This window comes from Fischerella sp. JS2, from assembly GCF_032393985.1.
In the GTDB taxonomy this organism is placed as follows: domain Bacteria; phylum Cyanobacteriota; class Cyanobacteriia; order Cyanobacteriales; family Nostocaceae; genus Fischerella.
Map to the genome: position 1 here is coordinate 3,532,157 of NZ_CP135918.1, position 20,530 is coordinate 3,552,686.

The following is a 20,530-nucleotide window of genomic DNA, read 5'->3' on the forward strand; positions in this document are numbered from 1 at the left end:
GTTTTTATCACCGCAATTTATTAATTGTTAAGTTACTAATTAAAATTATGGCGTTGCATAATAGCGGTATGAATTGAGGTCAATTAATCATGGAATGTCCACGCTGTGGATCTTGTCATAACCGTAAGAATGGAAAGAAAAGAGGTAAACAGAATCACATTTGCTGTGATTGTGGTCGTCAATTCATTGATGTCTATAAACCACCCAGGGGCTACTCGGATGAAATCAAACAAGAATGCCTAAAAATGTACGTCAATGGTATGGGATTTCGTGGAATTGAAAGGGTGAAAAACGTTCATCATACTACCATTATTCATTGGGTTAAACGAGTGGGTACACAATTGGCGGATACACCAAATTCAAAGGAAATTCCGCAGGTGGGAGAACTAGATGAATTAGAAACATTTATTGGTTCAAAAAAAATAAAATCTGGTTGTGGACGGCGGTAAATCACTTTACTCAAGGTATTCTTGCTTGGGTTTTAGGTGATCGTAGTTCGACTACTTTCCAACAGTTATGGAACATTGTCCAGTGTTGGCAGAGTTATTTTTACGTCACAGATGGATACCCTGTTTACCCTTGTTTTGTTCCTGATGGTGACCAAATTGTGAGTAAGACCTACATGACACGAGTCGAAAATGAAAACACAAGGCTTAGACATTATTTGGCTCGTCTTCATCGTAAAACTTTATGTTATTCCAAAACTGAGGAAATGCTGAGATACTCTGTTCGATTGTTATTGCACTACCTCAAATATCGTTCTGTTCCCTTACCTGCCTAAAACATACCTTTATTCAGCAACGCCAAAATTATGATATGCAAAAATTTTTGAAAGTTATATTTCAAGCCTAGCCTGAATTAGATCAGTTGTTTGGCTTGCCTTTGTAAATGTCAACATCTGATTTAGCGTTGGTTTGTCAAAGGAGAAAAGGTTATCATATCCATTAATCCGCGCTAATATCGGCTTTATGCGAAGCTTACAGCGCGATGCATCTATTTGCTCAAGAAAGTGGTTCGTGGTAAACACCAACACCAACAATCAACACCCAACATCTAACAATCAACTAATACTAAAGCTGCGCTAGGCTAGAGGGTGGATCAAAAAAAACACTATGACACCTTCAGAAATTGCAAGTACGCTAGCAGAATTATTTGGTGAAGCAGACGTCAAGGCGATCGCATCCGGTTCTTGGCAAGTAGAAACTTCTACCTTTCGTCTACTGGTACTACTTTCAGACGATGAAAGTTGGTTGCGAATTTTGATACCAATCGTACCAGCACAACAAGCCCAACCTTTTTTAGAACAGTTTTTAGAAGCAAATTTTGATGATACTCAGCAAGTACGTTATGCCTTACAGCAAGGTGTAGTTTGGGGAGTATTTCAACATAGCTGTAAAAGCTTGGTTGTAGAAGATTTTCGAGATGCGATCGCCAGACTGATTGCTTTACATGCGGCTGGTTTAGATGATGCCTTTAATCGGCTAGTAGAAAATCGTATTCGCCAGGTAATTATAGCAGCAAAACTCCAAGGTCAGTCCCTAGAATCCACAATGCAAAATCTTGAACGCTTCTACGCCGAAGGATTAATGGGAGACGAAAACCAAACTCCACAAGCAAGAGAAGAAACTTTAGCAGCTTGGCGACGCCAATTAGAAAGACTTTGGCCAGAAATAGATGTGAATGGTTAATGCTAAACGAATACAAGCACAAAACTGCTGATTTATATAGCCTTAGAAGTCATCATTACGATGAAGCACAAGCTAACACTGAGTATGATGCACAACTAGAGGCACTAGTTACAGAAAAAGGAATCTGGAACGATATAACTATATTTTTTACGTTAGGTCGTAAACCAATGGACGACTTTTCATAATTCACAGCCGAACTAATCCTACTTCTATTAATGCTTGAGTCGTAATTTCATGTCACGGCAAAATTTATGTATAAGAAATCGACCACAGATGCACACAGATGTACACGGATAGATTATTTCGTTTGGTTTTAGTCTGAAGTTGGTGTACTCTTTTTAGTTGGAGCTATCTCTAATGCTTTCAGTTAGTGAAGCAGAAGCAACTATTTTCAATTTAGTATCACCTCTGGATAACCAGCAGGATATAGAAATTGTCGATTTGTTAGCAGCAGATAGTCGCATTCTTGCTTCTGCGGTTGCGAGTCAGTTGGACTTTCCCTATTGGGATAATTCCGCGATGGATGGTTACGCAGTACGTTACGCTGATGTACAGCAGGCGACTCAACAACAGCCTGCAATTTTAGAAATTGTTGAAGAAATTCCAGCCGGGTATCAACCCCAATCTACAATTCGGCCAGGGCAGGCAGCGCGGATTTTTACTGGTGCAGTCATGCCAGCAGGTGCGGATACTGTGGTGATGCAGGAAAATACGCAGCGACAGGAAAAGCGTGTATTGATCCTGACAGCGCCTCAAAAACCACAAGAATTTGTTAGACAACGTGCAGCTTACTATAAAGCCGGGACACAATTATTACCACCGGGAATTATGTTACATGGGTCAGAAATTGCTGTTTTAGCGACTGCCCAGTGTACACAAGTCAGTGTTTATCGCCGTCCACGAGTAGCAATTTTTTCTACAGGGAATGAACTCGTCCCCCCAGAAAACCCCCTGCAACCAGGGCAAATCGTCGATTCTAACCAGTATGCTTTAGCAGCTTTAGTTAGGCAGAGTGGGGCAGAACCATTAATGTTAGGCATAGTCCCAGATGAACCAGCTGCCTTAGAAAAAGCGATCGCCTATGCAGTATCCAACGCCGACATAGTGATTTCTTCTGGTGGTGTTTCTGTGGGAGATTATGACTATGTTGAGCAAATTATCAAGTCTTTAGAGGGGAAAATTCACATTCAAGCAGTGGCAATGAAACCCGGTAAACCCTTCACAGTTGCAACATTTAGAGATCAAGTAATTTACTTTGGTTTACCAGGAAATCCAGCATCAGCATTGGTGACATTTTGGCGATTCGTACAACCAACTATCAAAAAAGTTTCTGGGTTGGTAGATGGTTGGCAACCAAAGTTTATTAAAGCATTAAATCATCAGGAATTGCGATCTAATGGTAAGTGGGAAACTTATTTTTGGGGCAAATTACATTTACAAAATGGAATTTACGAATTTCATCTAGCTGGTGGCACTCAAAGTTCTGGCAATCTAATTAATCTCGCCCAAATTAACGCTTTAGCTGTCATATCTGTGGGGCAAACATTAATTTCTTCAGGAGAAGAAGTACAAGTTTTACTTAATGAGTTTGGGTGAGATGTAGCATTCCTATTTGATTTGTGAACAGATTTTCCTAGAATTTATAAAAATTTCCTTGTAGTAACTTCTGTCCGTTCTCCTAGAATAGGAAATATCAAAATGTTAAAGTCTCGCTTTTTGGCTGTAACAACCTTAATAGCAACTGTTGGAGTTAGCCTTTCTCTTTTATATGCAGGTATGGCGCAAGCTGACGACCTTGATGATGTTTATGATCAGTGCGTCGAAGCATATCAGTCGGGACAATTGGACAATCAAGACCTTGAATATTGTTATAGAGTCGCTCAAATTAAGCAACAGAGAGATACAAGGAATGCCCAATATTATATTTGGCAAAGGGGATTACAAACGCAACAGGATATTCTAGATATGGGGGCAAATCCCATAATTATTCAACCAACAGACTTCGGAATTGGAAATTAGAACAATTAGTAAAAGTGTTTAATTTTATTGCGATTTTACTCATGACTAAATCACTAGTGTAAAAGCTGGTGATTTTTTGTTAATCTTTATTTACCTAGCTCAACTAATACGCCGTGTAATTGGGTTTCAAATTCCTCTCACAAAGCAGATAGGATTGATTGCTAGAGTGCGATCGCTCTCAATACCCATTCGACTAACCTAAAATAGACCTAGCAAGCTAATTGATCCAGGCAAAATTTAGGATTGGGAATTGATACTTCACCAAACCTAGTTTGATGGGTGTAAGCTGGAAAAAGATTAAAGCGCAAAGGGTAAACAATAAAATACCACTCTTCCTTGTCCTCCTTGTCTCCCTTGTCTCCCCAATCCCCAAACTCAATTCTGCACTCGCCAAATCTTAATAATATTATCTGCACTACCCCCACCAATAACTGTTTGCCCATCTGGACTAATGGCAACAGAATAGATATAACCAGAATCTCTTTTGAGAGTACGAATTTCTTTTCCTGTTTTCAAATCCCACAGTTTAATCGTATTGTCACTACTACCACTTACAAGTCTGACTGTTTCTAAAGACTTATTTTTAGCGGTGTTAGGTACAAAGGCAACGGAATTGACTTTATCGGTATGCGCTTTTAGAGTTAGAGTTGCTTTTCCTGTTGCCAAGTCCCACAGTTTAATAGTTTTGTCTTTACTGCCACTAGCTAGGCTAGTACCATCGGGACTAAAAGCTACAGAAATAATCAAATCAGAGTGTCCTTTCAAGGTGCGGATATTCTTGGCAGTATTGACATTCCATAGTTTAATCGTCTTGTCCCAACTACCACTGGCAACAGTTTGCCCATCGGGACTAAAAGCTACAGAAGCGATCGCCCCAGCATGTCCAGTAAGAGTACAAATTTCTTTTCCACTTCTCACATTCCACAATTTGACTGTCTTGTCTAAGCCAGCACTAGCAAGAGTTTGCCCATCTGGACTAAAGGCTACAGATGTTACCCCTGCTTTATGTCCTTTAAAAGTGCGAATTTCCTTGCCAGTTGCTAGATCCCATAATTTGACTGTTTTATCTGCACTCGCACTAGCAAGAGTTTGCCCATCTGGACTAAAGACCACACCCCAAACCCATTCGGAATGTCCTTTCAAAGTCTGAATTTCTTTTTGGGTTGCTAAATCCCATATCTTAATAGTTTTGTCATCACTACCACTAGCCAGCTTTTGTCCATCCGCATCAAAAGCCACAGAATTAACATCACTGGCATGTCCTTTCAAAGTGCTGGGTTCGTCAGAGTTTTGGACAATAATATCTTGAGGTGGAACAGAATCAGAAGACAGAGTTGTCTGTTGGCGAGATTGAAAATACCAAACCCCTGCTAATGCTAAGATGACAATCACAGCATTAACTAACAGACGATTTTTTAGTTGTTTACTTGATTTTGCAAAAAATCCGCCTCTATTTTCTGGCGAACCTGACAGTATGGTTTCATCAAGTTCTGGTAATGGCGGTAGTTGACGTGATAAATCTTTAATCACATCATCGGCTGATTGATAGCGTTCTTGAATCTCTATCTTTAGTAGCTTATCTAAAACCCTACCCAATTCCATAGAAAGGGCAAGTCCACCCCTACTAGGAGTACTAAAATATTGCCACCAAGATGATACCCAAGCATAACCTTGGTGCATCCACAATTTGGATGGAGAAGTTCCAGTTAGCAGGTAAAAACAAGTAGCCCCCAAACTAAATAAATCACTCGCTGGATAAGCCTCTCCATCCTGCATTTGTTCAATGGGAGTGTAGCCGTGTGAACCGATAGTTGTTCCCATTTTTGGCTGTACTGTTGTGGTCAGCAGTTTCGAGGCTCCAAAATCAATTAATACTAGCTCCCCTTTTGCATCTCTTTCTAAGGAAGGATGCAAAGATTTACGGCGAATAATGTTTTGAGGCTTAATGTCTCGATGAACTACTCCGCGATCATGGATAAATTTGAGGACTGGCAGTAAATCTAGTAAAAGTTCTCGAATTTCCCTTTCGCCAAATCTACCTCGCTGCTGCAATTCTTTGAGTAAATTTTGTCCATCAATATATTGCTGTACTAAATATAAATAGCTATCTTGCTCAAAGTAAGCTAGCAGATGGGGAATTTGTGGATGTTCTCCTAACTCTTGCAATCGTTTAGCTTCTTGTTCAAAAAGCTGAACCGCTTTTTTTAGCGCCCCCGTATCTTTGACTTTTGGCGCTAATTGCTTGACAACACATTTTTCATTTAGTTTGTCGATATCCTCCGCTAGATAGGTGATACTAAATCCACCTTCTACAGACAATCTTTCGATAACACGATAGTGACCTCTCAGCAGAGGTACTAGTGGTGTTTTACAACTCTGACAATATTGGCTACCATCAGGATTTAAAGGATGTTGGCACTCGGGATTCAGGCAGCAAATCATACTAAAAATAAATTTGCAGCTTGAGTATATATTAATTCATGTCGTATCATTTTGCTATTAAGTTGCCAAAATAAACTTTCTGACTCAGGAAGAAATCTACTGGTAACTAAGCAATCTAAAATTAAAGTATAGACATTTTTCTATAATCATGGTTACTAGCAGAACACCCACTGCGATAAGTACGCTTGTGTACCCAAATTGTATACTGCGAAAGAAGTACGTAAAGAATATTTTTAATAGGCTTTTACCGATGTCAGTTAAAAATTTCAGAAATACCGCTTTAGTAAGATAAAGTCTGTGCAAAATCAATACACCGTAAGTTGTATTGTTACTGCATTTAAAATTTTATAAGAGCAACTATCTAAAGTAGTAAAAACAGAAGGTATTTCCTCTAAGTCATATCTTATTAATAAGTCATGCTACTCTCAAATATTATTCAAATGGTCTCTAAAATTAATATCAAAGCCAAAATAGTTTTTAGTAAAGTCTAGCAGTTTTAAACTCAAAAATAGAGGTTTTAATATCTATACATCAGCATTTTGAGGAGTGATATGTTCAAAAGAAAAAGCAACAAAAATTTTGGGAATAAATTTGATTTGGCTTTCATTATTTCTCTTAGTAGTAGTTTGTTGATTACAAATAATGCTCTACCTATCAATGCTTTAGAGATTCCAAAACAATCGGGAGAATTCAATATTGCCAAAACACCAGATGAAAGAGAGCCAGAAGCAGTAAAACAAGCTATCGAGCAGATTCCTGTTACGCAACCGTCTACACCTGCTCAAACTAATCCACCAGTAGAGTCTCCCATCCCCCCCACACCCACATCATCTCCGACTCCAGCATCAACTCCTACACCACAGCCTTCCGGTACTGGTTCCCCAACTCCGACTCCAGCATCAACTCCTACACCACAGCCTACTTACCGACCTTCTCCTCCAAGTAATCGTCCAGCACCACAGCCTACTTATCGTCCTTCTCCTCCGAGTAATCGTCCAGCACCACAACCTACTTACCGCCCTTCTACACCGAATACACCTAAACCAACCAATACTCAACCAGCACCACAGCCGAATTCTCGTCCTGCGAATTCTACACGTTCTAGGACTCCCAAGCCAACTAACAATCAGGGTACAAACAATAATAGGAATTCTGGTGGATCACCTGTTTCTGGCAGCAAAATACCTAACGCCAGACCAATTAACTTTGTAGACATTCAATTAGGTGTCTTAGCACCAGGTGACTTTAAATCCCAAGGCAGGTATTTTCATTTTTATCAGTTTGAGGGCAGAGAAAATCAATTAATTCAAATCAGACTTGTGGGTAGTGCTGATCAACGCCGTTCTGGCAATCTGAACCTCAATCCGTTTATGATTTTGCTTGACCCCAACAATAACGTTCTTGCTAAAAGAAGTAGTGGGGAAACTGGTAGTAATGGGGAAGCTAAAGATGCATTTTTGTTTGTCAGACTTCCTGTGAGAGGTGTTTATACAATCGCAGTCACTAGCCGTAATCCTGGTGAAATAGGACGCTATAGTTTGGCTTTAAGGAACGACAGAGCTAGTTATACTCTTGATGAATCAGATCAATTAACGGCAAATGGCTCTAGCCTTAGAAAAAATGGCAGCCTTTACAATGTTTCTAAGTTTGAAGGCAAAAAAGACCAACTTGTGAGCATACGTGTAGATAGCGTCCTAGAACAGTTTCCTCCCTATATCGTCCTACTCAATTCTAGAGGTCAAGTGATTGCCGCAGATAATGACAAAGATGGTAGATACACCGCCCTGATTGATCGAGCTAAGTTACCTAAAGATGACACTTACTATGTTGTGGTAATTTCCTCTGTTCCTCAACGAACAGGTAGATATCGATTGACTGTTTTTTAATTTAGGCAGTGTAGACAAAAGTTTTTTCAGGGAGACTGTTAGTAGTTAGTAGTTAGTGGTTAGTGGTAAAAGATCAACAATAAATCATCCACAACCAACTACTAACTTGAACATGAGTGTAAAGGTGTAGAAGGAGTTATATTGTTACGGCAAGGTTTGTGAGGCTTTCTCATAAATGCCTAACAACTAACAACTAACAACCAACTACTAACCACTAACCACTAACTCTTTCATTGCGACACCCGCCAGATCTTGATCGTTTTGTCAAGACTACTACTTGCAACAGAAGTACCATCACTACTAAAGGCGATAGACCAAACTTTGTCGTCATGTCCAGCAAGGGTGCGAATTTCTTGCCCAGTGTTTACATTCCAAAGTTTGATGGTCTTGTCCCAACTGCCACTAGCCAAAGTATTGCCGTCCGGACTAAAGCTGACAGACCAGACTTTGTTGGTATGCCCTGTGAATGTGTAGGTTTCTTTACCAGTGTTCAAATCCCACAGTTTGATCGTGTTGTCCCAGCTACCACTTGCTAGAGTGTTGTTATTAGGGCTAAAAGCAAGGGAATGAACTGCCTGTTCGTGACCTCTCAACACACGAATTTGTTTTCCTGTCTTTAAATTCCACACTTTGATAGCGTTATCAAAATAACTACTACTAGCGATCGTGTTCCCATCGGGACTAATGGCGATCGCATCTACTACATCACAATCTCCTTTCAGGCTGCGAATTTGTTTTCCTGTGGTTACATTCCACAGTTTAATGCTCTGATCCCAACTGCCACTGACTAAAGCTTTATTATCTGAACTGAAGGCGATAGACTGAACCGAAGCTAAATGTCCTTTTAAGGTACGAATTAATTTTCCTGTTGGCAAATCCCAAAGAATGATGGTATTATCTGCACTGGCGGAAGCAAGCATTTTGCCATCAGGACTGATAGCAACAGAATTGATCCATTGAGAATGCCCCTTCAAGGTGTGTAACTCTGTTCCTGTTGCCAGATCCCAAATTTTGATAGTTTTGTCTGTGCTTGCAGAAGCGACTTTTTTCCCATCAGGGCTAATTGCGACAGACCAAACAGAGTTGGCATGTCCTTTGAGAGTAAGAGCGTCACCAATCCCAACATTTACCCACGCCGATTTATCTAGCTGATTAGTGCTTTGAGCAGATAAGCTGGTTACGCCTGGGGCAGACTGCCACAGCCAAGTTCCTCCAGCTCCTAAAAGCACGATCGCCGCACCCGTTAAAATTTTTATTTTTGAGTAACTCATTTGTACAGACATTACAAATTCAGCAGTTGCTTAGGTCTCACGCTGTGAAATTCACAAACCAGAGATTGTATATATTTTTGTGGGGATAAATTTATTTACCCATTGGATGAATAACTTTTCAGATTTATTGGCGAATCTTTAACATTACTTTTTATATGTAAAAAAATGATTAACTTGAGATTCGCCAAATTTTGATGGTGTTGTCAAAACCACCACTGACAAGAATGTTGCCATTTTGACTAAAAGCCAGAGATTGAACTCCGTCGCCGTGTCCTGCTAGGGTGCGAATTTCTTCACCTGTTTTTAGATTCCACAATTTAATAGTCTTGTCGCCACTACCGCTAGCTAGAGTTTGACCATCAGGGCTAAGGGCAATAGACCGAACTCCTCCAGAATGACCTGTGAGGGTACGAATTAGGTTCCCGGTTGTCAAATCCCAAATTTTGATGGTCTTATCATCACTACCACTGATCAGGGTTTTCCCATCCGGCGTGATGGCGAGCGATGTTACAGTTTGAGTATGTCCGGTAAGAGTACGGATTTGGTTTCCGGTTGCCACATCCCAAATTTTGATAGTTTGATCGCGACTCCCACTGATTAAAGTTTTTTGATCCGGACTGAAGGCGATCGCTCGTACCCAAGAAGTGTGACCATAGAGAGTGTGGATTTCCTGACCTGTTGTTAAATCCCACAGTTTAATCGTATTGTCATCGCTACCGTTAGCTAAAATACTGCCATCAGGGCTAATAGCAAGGGTATGAACTGAACTCGTGTGTCCTTCAAAAGTTCGGATTTCCTGTCCTCTGGCCAGATTCCAGAGTTTGATGGTTTTGTCCTCACTACCACTGACCAAGGTTTGCCCATCTGGGGTGATGCTAACAACATTAACGCGATCGCTATGCCCTTTGAGAGTAATAATTTCCTGTCCGGTAGCTAAACTCCAGAGTTTAATGCTGTTGCCACTATTGCTGACAATTGTCTTACCATCTGGGCTAACTGCAACAGACAAAACCGATTTCGAGGGCGACTTGAAAGTATGCGCTAAATAAAAATTCCCCAAAGGTAGTTTAGAAGATTGGGGAAGAATGGCTTCAGTATTTGTTGAGGTGTCGTCCGATTGACCAAAACGAGAAGAAACAGAGATATTAAAGTGATGAGACTGCCGATAAAAAAATTCACCCAACACTACCAATATGACAAAAGAACTAACCAAGAATAAATTTCTCAGCAGTGCATATTTTCTTGGTACAAATGGTGGTTGAGTAGGTGGTAATATTACTGATGAGTTAGCAACTAGTGTTTTTTGATCTGATAGTTGCTTCGGCATCAAGTCTTTGAGAACTTGTTCTGCTGATTGATAGCGCTGCTGAATATCTTTTGCTAATAGCTTGTCAATAACTCTAGCCAGTTCATTAGCGATCGGACTTTTCAAATATTGTTGCCAATCTTGCACCCAGGCATAGCCATATTCTGTCCAGAGTTTAAAAGGGGAAATTCCTGTAAGCAGATGAAAGCAAGTAGCCCCTAAGCTAAACAAATCACTGGCTGGATAGGCTTTCCCATCTCTGATTTGTTCAATCGCTGAATAGCCATGTGAACCAATGGAAGTACCAATCTGTTTGTGTACTTTTGCCGTTAATTGCTTGGAAGAACCAAAATCAATCAAGCATAGACGTCCATCACTTTTACGGCGGATAATATTTTGTGGCTTGATATCTCTATGAATAACTCCTCGTTCATGAATAAATCTAAGAACAGGTAGTAAATCTAACAAAATTTCTCGAATTTCTTTGGCACTATATCCTCTTTTTTGTTGCAACTCTTTTAATAAGTTTTGTCCATCTATGAACTGCTGCACCAAATACAGGTATGTGTTTTCTTCAAAATAAGCCAATAAAGTTGGTATCTGCGGATGTTCTCCGAGTTGTTGTAGCCGGTGTGCCTCTCGTTGAAATAGATCCATTGCTTTGGAAAGGGCCCAGCTTTCTTGGAATTTTGGTGCTAATTGCTTGATAACGCAGCGATCATTAAGTTTATCTATATCTTCTGCCAAATAGGTTCTACCAAATCCACCCTCATCTGAAAGCACCCGGATAACACGAAAGCGCTTCCGTAACAGTTGCACGAGTGGACTGTTACAAGTTTGGCAGAACTCCTTTCCATCAGGATTAAGGGGATGTGGGCAATCAGGATTTAAGCAGCAGATCATTGATTACAAGAGGTACAACTGCATGGTAAATGAGATTAAGGATGCCCTGAAAATTTTTGTATATGACTAATAATCTCTTGTATTATACTAAATTTATATTAAAAATTTTGTACCTTTTCTGACTGCAAGCTAGTAGATTAATAGATTAAGTAAATATCAAGTTATGTCATCACAGAATTTTACAATGTCAAGGCTTGATATATTAGATACATCATACCAATTCTGTATGAAAATGGGCTGACGCGCAGTAAATAAAAACGAACCAAATAGACGCGCTCATAGGCTTCCCGTAGGGTAGGACACAAAAAATACGAAGAGGTATAGCGAGAATTTAGCGCAGCTTCTCCAAAGAAATGCTAACAGGACTTGATTGACCAAATTCATGATTGAGATTGCTAGTAATCAGTAATTAAGCACAATAAATGATATTAATTTATTACTGTCGCTTCAGAAATTTCAAACTAGCGTCTATAGTATGCATTTATTTGTTGATTAATTTATATTGTTGGAAGATTAATTTGATATATAAATATTTCTTTGTTCAATAGATTTGCGGGCCTTGAGTTTTGCTTGCCACTCCCGAATGGCGCTTGCAGTTCTTGCTACAGGTGGCAAGTATGCATCAGCAAGTTTGTTGGTAGTTTTAGTTGCACTTCCCAGCCTTTGGTTAGTTAAACAGCTAGTTAAAGTTGGCACGTAGGACTCCATACCCAAAGTCCACATCACTTCATCTGCTGACTGAAAACGCTCATCCAAAGAAAATTTGAGCATTTTATTTAAAACTAGAGCCAAATGTTCGCTAACTTTAACTTGTTTTTGCCAACTAATTTCACCGGAAATTGGATCTTGGTCAAATTCTAAAGGTGATTTTCCTGTTAACAGATAAAGACAGGTGACACCTACAGCATAAATATCACTAGCATAGACAGGATGTAGGGAAAATTGTTCTGGTGGTGCAAATCCCATCGTTCCCACAAAATGTGTATGATTGATTTCAGTCATTCCGTCTGCGGCATCTAGTAATTCTTCTTTGACTGCACCAAAATCAATTAGCACTAATCTTTGATCGTCCTCACAACGCAGTAAGTTATGAGGCTTAATATCTCGATGAATAACATGATGTTTGTGAACATAATGCAATACTGATAGTAGTTCTCGTAGAAACTGCTTCACCTGTGCTTCACTTTTAGGGCCTTTACGTTTGACTTCCCATGCTAAATTCACACCATGTATATATTCTTGAACTAGATAAAATTCCCCATTGACCTCAAAATAGTCTAAAAGCATGGGAATTTGGGAATGGCTACCAAGTTGAGCTAAAGTTTTTGCTTCTTTTTTAAAATGCCTACAAGCGCGTTCTCGGCTTTGGTGACTTGTCACTTTCGGACAAAGCAGTTTAATTACACATAAAGGATTTCCGGGTAATACTGCATCTTTAGCTAAAAACGTGATGCCAAAACCACCTCTACCCAAAATGCGTAAAATTTCGTAGCGATCGCGAAATAATTTTGAACAACCACAAAGTTGACCAATCTGAGTTTTCTTGAGAATGTCTGCATGAAAACTTGATGTCTTGGAAGCAGAAGAAAAGCGATTCATTGCACAACAAGGGAATTGAGAATGAAAAACCGAATGAGGGTGATTCGCCCAATATTTAATAGCGCGGTTGTTCCGGTAGTTGTTAATTGTCAATTGGTGGTTGGAAAGATTAGAACAAGTTCTTACCAATTACCTATTACCAATTAGCAGGTGACGTGCCGTTTTATTCATCGCTTTTAAATAATGAGGTTCTCACCTCACCCAATCTTGATAATTGACTTAGTTACCAAGAATGTTTTTAATGTAACCACAAAATTTTATTTGTGCCAGTATTCTGACTGTATCTTTGTCAAATCCTGACCTGGGCAAACTTCTAATTTAGAAAAATTGTTGTATACACGGTAGCCTACTACAACAGAAGCACCTTTAGTTGAGGAGAAGTTTTACTTTACAGGCATAAAGTTTGAAACTGATATTAACTGCTTGTTGAATATATTTTCAGCCAACCTGAAAAGATTAAGTTATACTTAAGCACCTCTAACAACTGTTATTATTGAGGAGCTTTTGTATGTTTGTATTTGCAATTACAAAGTAAAACTTTTTCTTTCTCTTTTTGCCAATTTAGACTTTATTAGCCAATATCAGCTTGACTGTGTCTTTTGGCTCTGACAACCTTAATGATTGTAGAGTACTTAAAAATAACTATTTTTGAAGATAAGCATTGACAGAAGAGAATTTCTAGTACAATGTTAGATCAATTTTAATAAAATCACTTTTAAGACGTTGCAGCTTTCCTGTTTTGCCTGATGGTGTAGGAAGTTATTATTTATAGAGGAACGCACTTACTGAAGTTATTACTGTGGTCAAAAATATAAGTTTTTTAGCTTACTTCAATCAAGCCGAGTGAACGAGAACAGCTATGTCATACGTCTCCATATTAAAAACCATACCAGAAATCATTAGTCAGCCAACAGGGATAGCAGTATTAGCCTCTGTTGGTATCCACGGTGTAATCGCCTTATTTCTGCCGTGGATGCAACTGGAAACTAAACCAAAAGAGATAAAATCACCAAAAACCGCCGTCGGACTTGTTGAATTAAACCAGGCTGATCAAAACCGTCTACCGCAAACAACTACATCTGGGCTTCCTAAGCAACCAGGAATTCCCTTACAGGCACAGTTACCCCAAGCTGGGCAAGTTCCTGTACAAGCGCAAGTTCCTCCTTTCCCCAACTTTGCGTTCAAATCAACACCCTTACCGACACAACCACCAACAACTTCTTTGGTTGAACCACCACTAACCTCTGTTCCCTTATCTCCTAACCGACTTAGAATCCTGCCCCTACCGCAAAAGAATCAGTTGCAGGTAGCTCAAAAACAAAACTTCCAACTTCAACCAAAGTATGATGTCAGCCAGAACGACACAACAACTATTCCGCGTGTCAATGACAGGAAGGTTACTCGTTTGCAAGATGAAATTGGCTTAGGAAAACCGCAACCGCTACCATCTTCTGTCAACACGTCTAACTCCGTATACCCCACAAATTTGCCAGATTTACAGGCTGCTAACATACCCAGCAATCTGCCTAATACCCCGACTTCCATCTCTTCAAATAACCCTAATACTCCACCAGGGCTTCCAAATCAGGAATTTGTGGCTCCTAGTGGCACTCCGCAACCAGGAGACAACTTAGCGATGGGGGGTACAAGCTTACCACAATGGCAACCACAACAGCCTACGCCTCAAAAGCCTGAATTGACACCACCAGCACCGACAACATCCCAGGTGACAGCGCAGCAAATCGCGAAAATCACTTCTTTAAATGATCAATTACGCAAAGTAAGGGATCAATATCCCAACATTGAAACCAAAAAACTTATCTCCGAAACTGTTAGTGGTCAAAGAGGACAGCAAGGTGAAATAGAAGGTGGTTTAGTTTACACAGACGGCAAAGTTGATTCTATAGAGTTTCTGGACAATTCAGTTTCATCTAGCCTGAAAGTTGCAGCACGGGAATACTTTAGAGATTATTTCCAAAAGAATCCTGTGCAGGCCAATGGTAAACCTCAGTACTATCCATTCAGGCTCTCTTTCTTACCAAATAGTAACATCACTCCCGCAGCTGCTACTCCACCAAAATTGCCTGCATTAGTTCCTCAAAAATTGCCGATTTTGGAAACAAGTAAAACACAGTCATCTCCAAGCGGGCAACAAAATTTACAGCAGCGTTTGCGATCGCTTTCCCAAAATCAACAATTACCTCAACAGCAGCAACCCATACAAACGACTGTAAAACCCACAACATCACCAGCGCAAGTAGGAACAAATCAGGCTCAATCCACCCCACAAGCATCTCAGTTGCAAGTTAATAACACTCAAAAACCCAACAAAAAACTATTACAACAATTGCGCCAAGTTAAACAGCAAAGACAAAACTCAAATCAATAGTGATCAGTGATCAGTGATCAGTGATCAGTGATCACTGATTTAATACTACCAACCCTGTTCTGCTTTTTGAAAAACGTAGGCAGCTACTTGGATGATTTCATCTTCGCTTAACTTGCTTTTAAAAGCAGGCATGGCGTTTTTCCCATTTTGTATTTGGTGAATAATCGCTGCCATAGAGTCAGTGTTGTAATTTTTCAGATATTTTTGTAAGGCTTCCTTTTTCAAGGTTTTCTCAGCGATAAGAATATTACCACCACCAATATGACAAGCAGCACAATTAGAATTAAATATTTTGGCAGCATCAGATGTTTCGGCTGCTTGTGCTGGACTGATAAATATAAAAAATAACAGCGCGATCGCAAATAGCAAAATTAATAATATAATTCTCAAAATAATCTCCTTGGGATAAGCTTTTAGCCCCTGAAAAAATCCTTTCAGTAATATTCTATGGTTGCTAAAAGCTTTCAAGGTAGAGCCAACCAATTTTGGATTTTAGATTTGCGTCCAAAATTGGCAAATCAGTCTTGAAAAGCTTTGAGGTTCCCTCCGAGACGATGTGCGTAGACGCCCGCTTTCTCGGCTTCAAGGTAGAGTAGCCCCAAGCCCTAGTACCCTACCCTACGGGAACGCCTTACGGCGTACGGGAAGCCGCAAAGCGTCTACAAACTTTTCGCAAAATCCAAAATTGGCACTGTCAATTTTCCACAGAAGTATCTATTAGAACTAGAGTGGAGTGCTATTCAACAATGAGTTTACCAGCCATGCCAGCACCACGGTGAGGCTCACAGTAGAAGGTATATTCACCTTTGGGAGCATCTGCGGGGATTGTGGTTTCATATCCTTGGCCAGGACTCATCAGTAACTGCTTATGAGTCAAAGATTTAGCTAAATCAGCACTTTTAGATTGAGCAGGATCAAATACAACATTGTGGGGAGGAACTTTGTTGTTTACCCATTTAATAGTATCACCTGGCTTGACAGTCAATTTTGCAGGTTCAAATGCCAGCATTCCCTTATCACTGCCGAGTTTGACTGTATATGTTTCAGCCGCAGCACTAGGAGTAAAAACAGCAAAGCTGCCAACAACTAAAAGAATTGTTAATACTGCTAAACCAAAGCGACGCAAGCCTGCCGCAATCAATTTCATAGCCTTCTCCAATCAACAAGTTTTATTTTCCTCTATTCATTTTAGATATAAATTAACGCTAAATATGACAATATGTCGTAGATGTAAGTTTTTTTGAGAAAAGCAAGCAAAATTATAGTCACTAGCCTTTTGTAAGTAGTCCTATTTATCTTGGACTACTTAACATAAAGACTAATGACTAATAACTGATGACTCAGAAATGATGACTATGTTGGTTAACGATTACTTAGTAATAAATTTTACCACCACCCCACTTAAGTCCCACGACTTTTGGTTGTACTAGGATATAACCAGCGATCGCCTTCAAGTCATCATCAGTGAGATTTCTCATTTCTGTGAAAATATCAGCACTCTTGATGCTGGGATGTAACTCAGAAATTTCCTCTTCTCCATCGTAGGTAGTGGGGTTTTTCATATAGTCCACTAGTCCTTCAATGTTGTTACGGGGTGGTGTTGCCAACGCTAAAGCCTCAGGATCAAGTCCAACGTTCTGGTTGGTTTTGGTGATACCACCAGGATGACACTGAGAACAAGTTTCGTTAAACAAGCGTTTGCCTTCAGTAAGCTCTTTCAAACTGATTACAACAGTGTCACCTTTTTCATTTAACTGTACTGTGCGTGAAGCTTTATCTAACTCCACAGCTGTTGCACTACCGACAACAAACTGAAAAGTCAGCAACACAGTAACTACAAAAATGCCAATTAGTCTTTTTAACATCTTTCCCCTTAAAGATTTTGACGCTCAACACAGCTAATTATCACGATACTCAATCTTTTGTTGTTAACTGCCAGTTGTCAAATGTTTGTTATTTGTTGTTTGTTCTAGCAACCACTAACAAAGAACTAAACTATATTGGTTGCAAACAGATGACATCTATCCTCTAAGAGGGGTATCATCTGCTGGTATCTTTGTGATTAATAGGTTTGCACAACTCATAAACTAGGTTAACTGACAGATATAGATAGAGTCGCTGTTATACAAATATCACGTTAAGAGGCCAATTTGTTGCCTTAACTACTGGGTAGGGAGACAGGAAAATAGAGAAATATAAATATGAGTATTTTTACTGGAAAGAAGTTGCGATCGCACTTGCATGATTCTGGTATCCGTCTTGAAAATAAGGCAGAAGGCAAAAGGATAAATCCTAATTATTTACCTTTCATCCTTCATCCTTCTGCCTTGTCCCCCTTGTCTGGTTTGTCCTCAATTATTACCCCTTGCCTCCCGTAAAAGTCACACTTTGAATAAAATATCTGTTGAAAAAGGCATAAATAGCCAAAGCTGGCAGAGTAAACACCATTGAAGCTGCCATAATGTAGTTCCAGTAGCTGATATATTGACCTTTAAAAGAATTTAACCCTAAAGGCAAGGTAAACATTTCTGGATCAAACAGTATCACTATGGGCAGCAAAAAATTATTCCAACTACCCATAAATACAAAAACTGCCTGCGCTGCCAATGCTGGTTTTGCCAAAGGTAAAACAATACGCCAAAAAATGCCCAAGGCAGTTAAACCATCAAGTGCAGCAGCTTCCTCTAATTCTTTAGGAAAATTAACAAAAAACTGCCGCATCATAAAAATAAAAGTGGCATTCACCATACTAGGGATGATCATACCTTGGTAGGAATTCAGCCAGCCGAACGCTTTTAAAATCAAAAATGTTGGAATTAGAGTAATTTGTGCTGGCACTGCTAATACTGCCAAAATTAGTAAGAACCAAAAATTTCTACCCCAAAATCGCAGTCTTGCCAAAGCATAACCAGCCATTGAGTTAAACAATAAGTTTAAAACAGTGACGCAAACTGCAATCACTATACTGTTGAACAACCAACGCAGAAATAGCGGTTCTTGTAGAAAAATTTGCTTATAGTTGTCAAAAGTAAAGTTTTTGGGCAAAAAATTAGCTTCACCATTGACTATTTCCGAGAGGGGTTTAAAAGATGCCGAAAGCGCCCACAAAAACGGGATGAGAGTAATGATAGCATACAGCATCAACAGGACATATAGCAGTCTTTTCCCTATTGCTACAGATTTCATTTCTCTTTCTCGATCCCTAATCCTTATTTTCTAAATGCCAACAGTACTTCTAACTTAATTATTGCCCAGATAAAGCCAAGCGTAACTGTTTGCAAGTTGCTTCTATCGCATCTATACTACCTGGATTCACGAGTCCGTGATAGTCAAAAATATAAACACGATTGTTTTTGATAGCTTGTAATTGCTGCCAAAAAGGTTCTTTTTGCCAAGACTCTAAGAGTTCTGTTCGAGACTGAGGTTGGGGAGTATTAACTAAAATTAATACTTCTGGATTTTCCTGCAAAATTTTTTCCGGGGAAAGAGTGACATATCCTCGAAATTGACTTTTACCTTGTAAGTCTGCTGTGACATTTTTGGCTTTAAATTTTGTGAGTAAATCACCAGCCCAACTATTTTTATTCGGTGATAAAACTGGTTTAATACTCGTTAACACCAAAGTTGAATATTGGTAATTAGACTTATTTGCTAAAAATGATTGATAACGGTTTAATAAAGGTTGTGGGTCAGCAGCAATTAATTGAGCAAGAGTTTGAGTTAGTTGTTGTAAAGCTTCCCAGCTATTAAGATGATAAGTATAAGTAGCAATCCCTAGCTGTTGTAACTTTCCCATTTCTTGGACATAAAAACCTGTTGGAGCAATAATTAAGTCTGGTTTGAGTGCAATAACTTTTTCTAAATTTAGTGGTGTTCTTACCTCATTAACACGGGGAATGTTTTGCAATCTGCTATTGTTCTTAAACAAGCTACTACCAGTCATTCCTACCAATTTAGATTGATCAAGTTGGGAAATAATATCAGTTGTAATTGCAGAAAGAGAAACAACTCTGTTGGCTGTATCTTTCGGTACTAATTGAGCAGGAGTAGGAAGAGATTTTTGAATCTGTTGATTAATATTCGTGCCACATGCAACTAAATTCACTATCAATAATACTTGCAAACAGAATATTATCCCGGAGTAACGTATATTAAATTTACTCATAGTAAATGATTAATTTTCTATGGTTGTAAAATCAAAGTTATATCTCTAAATTTTATTAGATTGTTGAAGTTAAAGGAAAAATTTGTAAACCAACAGGTGTTTCTATTACTGCAACTTTAACACCTAAAGCTTCAGCTAAATAGGCAGGGTTAAGAACAAATTCTGGGGTTCCAACAGTAAATATTTGTCCTTGGTAAAGTAGGGCAATTCGAGAACTATATCTGGCAGCTAAATTAATATCATGTAAAACAGTTACTATAGTTAACTGTTGCTGTTGATTGAGTTTTTTGAGCAGATCTAATAATTCTAATTGATAACGAATATCCAAATAGGTAGTCGGTTCATCTAACAATAAAATTTGAGGATTTTGTGCCAAAGCTAATGCTAAAAAAGCCCGTTGACGTTCTCCACCTGAGAGTTTTTCGATAGTGCGAGCGCGAAAATTTTCCATTTGTGTTAGCTGCAAAGCCATCTCTACTTTGCTACGATCTTCTGTATTTAATTCCCATTGCCACCACGCTTGATGAGATGTGCGTCCTAAACTAACTAACTGTTCTACTGTTAAACCAGTTGGAATTGTTTGCTGTTGTGGTAAAAAAGCTAATTTTTGCGCTACTACTGTACTAGGTTGTGTGTGAATTGCCTTACCATCTAGCAACACAGTTCCCTGTTGTGGTTTCATGAGACGGCTGAGGAGTTTTAGCAGTGTAGTTTTTCCTGAACCATTAGCACCTACTAAACTCAACCATTCTCCTTTCGCAATAGTAATATTGATATCTTTAACTATTTGTTGATTTGCATAACCACCAGTAAGATTGTGAATTTCTACAGGCATACCAATTTGGATTTTAGATTTTAGATT

At 39.2% G+C, this 20,530-nt stretch carries 18 protein-coding genes; 8 read left to right on the forward strand and 10 right to left on the reverse strand.

Annotation, left to right across the window (positions count from 1 at the left end; all coding sequences use genetic code 11):
• The first annotated feature begins 89 nt into the window (after positions 1–89).
• The 5 genes from RS893_RS14850 to RS893_RS14870 all read left to right on the forward strand — a co-directional run bounded on the left by RS893_RS14850 (position 90) and on the right by RS893_RS14870 (position 3,707).
• A protein-coding gene (locus RS893_RS14850; protein ID WP_315784082.1) for an IS1 family transposase occupies positions 90–781 on the forward strand; the annotation gives its coding sequence in 2 pieces (ribosomal slippage) (positions 90–414 and positions 414–781; 693 coding nt in all).
• A 331-nt stretch (positions 782–1,112) separates the two neighbouring features.
• Positions 1,113–1,688, forward strand: coding sequence for a hypothetical protein (locus RS893_RS14855; RefSeq protein ID WP_315784085.1), 576 nt, complete (start codon positions 1,113–1,115; stop codon positions 1,686–1,688).
• A complete protein-coding gene (locus tag RS893_RS14860) occupies positions 1,688–1,873 on the forward strand; it encodes a hypothetical protein (RefSeq protein ID WP_315784088.1) in 186 nt (61 codons plus the stop codon). The genes RS893_RS14855 and RS893_RS14860 overlap by 1 nt, the downstream gene beginning before the upstream one ends.
• 172 nt (positions 1,874–2,045) lie before the next feature.
• On the forward strand, positions 2,046–3,284 hold the full coding sequence (glp, locus tag RS893_RS14865) for a gephyrin-like molybdotransferase Glp (RefSeq protein ID WP_315784091.1): 1,239 nt from the start codon (positions 2,046–2,048) through the stop codon (positions 3,282–3,284).
• Positions 3,285–3,386: 102 nt separating this feature from the next.
• Positions 3,387–3,707: a hypothetical protein gene (locus RS893_RS14870; protein ID WP_315784094.1), complete on the forward strand. Its 321-nt coding sequence runs from the start codon at positions 3,387–3,389 to the stop codon at positions 3,705–3,707.
• A 375-nt stretch (positions 3,708–4,082) separates the two neighbouring features.
• On the opposite strand, the gene RS893_RS14875 is transcribed toward RS893_RS14870, so the two are convergent.
• Complete coding sequence (locus tag RS893_RS14875) at positions 4,083–6,149, reverse strand: serine/threonine-protein kinase (RefSeq protein ID WP_315784099.1); 2,067 nt, start codon at positions 6,147–6,149, stop codon at positions 4,083–4,085.
• Positions 6,150–6,700: 551 nt separating this feature from the next.
• On the opposite strand from RS893_RS14875, the gene RS893_RS14880 reads away from it, so the two are divergent.
• The gene (locus RS893_RS14880; protein ID WP_315784102.1) at positions 6,701–8,035 is read left to right on the forward strand and encodes a peptidase; all 1,335 of its coding nucleotides are present in this window, start codon (positions 6,701–6,703) and stop codon (positions 8,033–8,035) included.
• A 230-nt stretch (positions 8,036–8,265) separates the two neighbouring features.
• On the opposite strand, the gene RS893_RS14885 is transcribed toward RS893_RS14880, so the two are convergent.
• From RS893_RS14885 to RS893_RS14895, 3 genes are all read right to left on the reverse strand, one after another.
• Positions 8,266–9,318 (reverse strand): WD40 repeat domain-containing protein, encoded by a 1,053-nt coding sequence (locus RS893_RS14885; protein ID WP_315784105.1) that lies wholly within the window; start codon positions 9,316–9,318, stop codon positions 8,266–8,268.
• Between the two features lie 157 nt (positions 9,319–9,475).
• Positions 9,476–11,515: a serine/threonine-protein kinase gene (locus RS893_RS14890; RefSeq protein ID WP_315784108.1), complete on the reverse strand. Its 2,040-nt coding sequence runs from the start codon at positions 11,513–11,515 to the stop codon at positions 9,476–9,478.
• Between the two features lie 513 nt (positions 11,516–12,028).
• On the reverse strand, positions 12,029–13,114 hold the full coding sequence (locus RS893_RS14895) for a serine/threonine-protein kinase (protein ID WP_315784112.1): 1,086 nt from the start codon (positions 13,112–13,114) through the stop codon (positions 12,029–12,031).
• 859 nt (positions 13,115–13,973) lie between these two features.
• Between RS893_RS14895 and RS893_RS14900 the strand changes: the two genes are divergently transcribed.
• Positions 13,974–15,503: a hypothetical protein gene (locus RS893_RS14900; protein WP_315784115.1), complete on the forward strand. Its 1,530-nt coding sequence runs from the start codon at positions 13,974–13,976 to the stop codon at positions 15,501–15,503.
• Positions 15,504–15,548: 45 nt separating this feature from the next.
• Here RS893_RS14900 and petJ read toward each other — a convergent pair whose 3' ends face one another.
• From petJ to psbV, 3 genes are all read right to left on the reverse strand, one after another.
• A complete protein-coding gene (gene petJ, locus RS893_RS14905) occupies positions 15,549–15,893 on the reverse strand; it encodes a cytochrome c6 PetJ (protein WP_315784118.1) in 345 nt (114 codons plus the stop codon).
• A 346-nt stretch (positions 15,894–16,239) separates the two neighbouring features.
• Complete coding sequence (petE, locus tag RS893_RS14910) at positions 16,240–16,650, reverse strand: plastocyanin (RefSeq protein ID WP_315784121.1); 411 nt, start codon at positions 16,648–16,650, stop codon at positions 16,240–16,242.
• Positions 16,651–16,876: 226 nt separating this feature from the next.
• Positions 16,877–17,368, reverse strand: a complete 492-nt coding sequence (gene psbV, locus RS893_RS14915; RefSeq protein ID WP_315784124.1) for a photosystem II cytochrome c-550 — start codon at positions 17,366–17,368, stop codon at positions 16,877–16,879.
• Positions 17,369–17,704: 336 nt separating this feature from the next.
• On the opposite strand from psbV, the gene RS893_RS14920 reads away from it, so the two are divergent.
• Positions 17,705–17,881, forward strand: a complete 177-nt coding sequence (locus tag RS893_RS14920; RefSeq protein WP_315784127.1) for a hypothetical protein — start codon at positions 17,705–17,707, stop codon at positions 17,879–17,881.
• On the opposite strand, the gene RS893_RS14925 is transcribed toward RS893_RS14920, so the two are convergent.
• The 3 genes from RS893_RS14925 to RS893_RS14935 all read right to left on the reverse strand — a co-directional run bounded on the left by RS893_RS14925 (position 17,862) and on the right by RS893_RS14935 (position 20,503).
• A complete protein-coding gene (locus RS893_RS14925) occupies positions 17,862–18,689 on the reverse strand; it encodes a carbohydrate ABC transporter permease (RefSeq protein WP_315784130.1) in 828 nt (275 codons plus the stop codon). The genes RS893_RS14920 and RS893_RS14925 overlap by 20 nt on opposite strands.
• A gap of 58 nt (positions 18,690–18,747) precedes the next feature.
• Positions 18,748–19,653, reverse strand: coding sequence for an ABC transporter substrate-binding protein (locus RS893_RS14930; protein WP_315791982.1), 906 nt, complete (start codon positions 19,651–19,653; stop codon positions 18,748–18,750).
• A 70-nt stretch (positions 19,654–19,723) separates the two neighbouring features.
• The gene (locus RS893_RS14935) at positions 19,724–20,503 is read right to left on the reverse strand and encodes an ABC transporter ATP-binding protein (RefSeq protein ID WP_315784132.1); all 780 of its coding nucleotides are present in this window, start codon (positions 20,501–20,503) and stop codon (positions 19,724–19,726) included.
• Between the last annotated feature and the right edge of the window lie 27 nt (positions 20,504–20,530).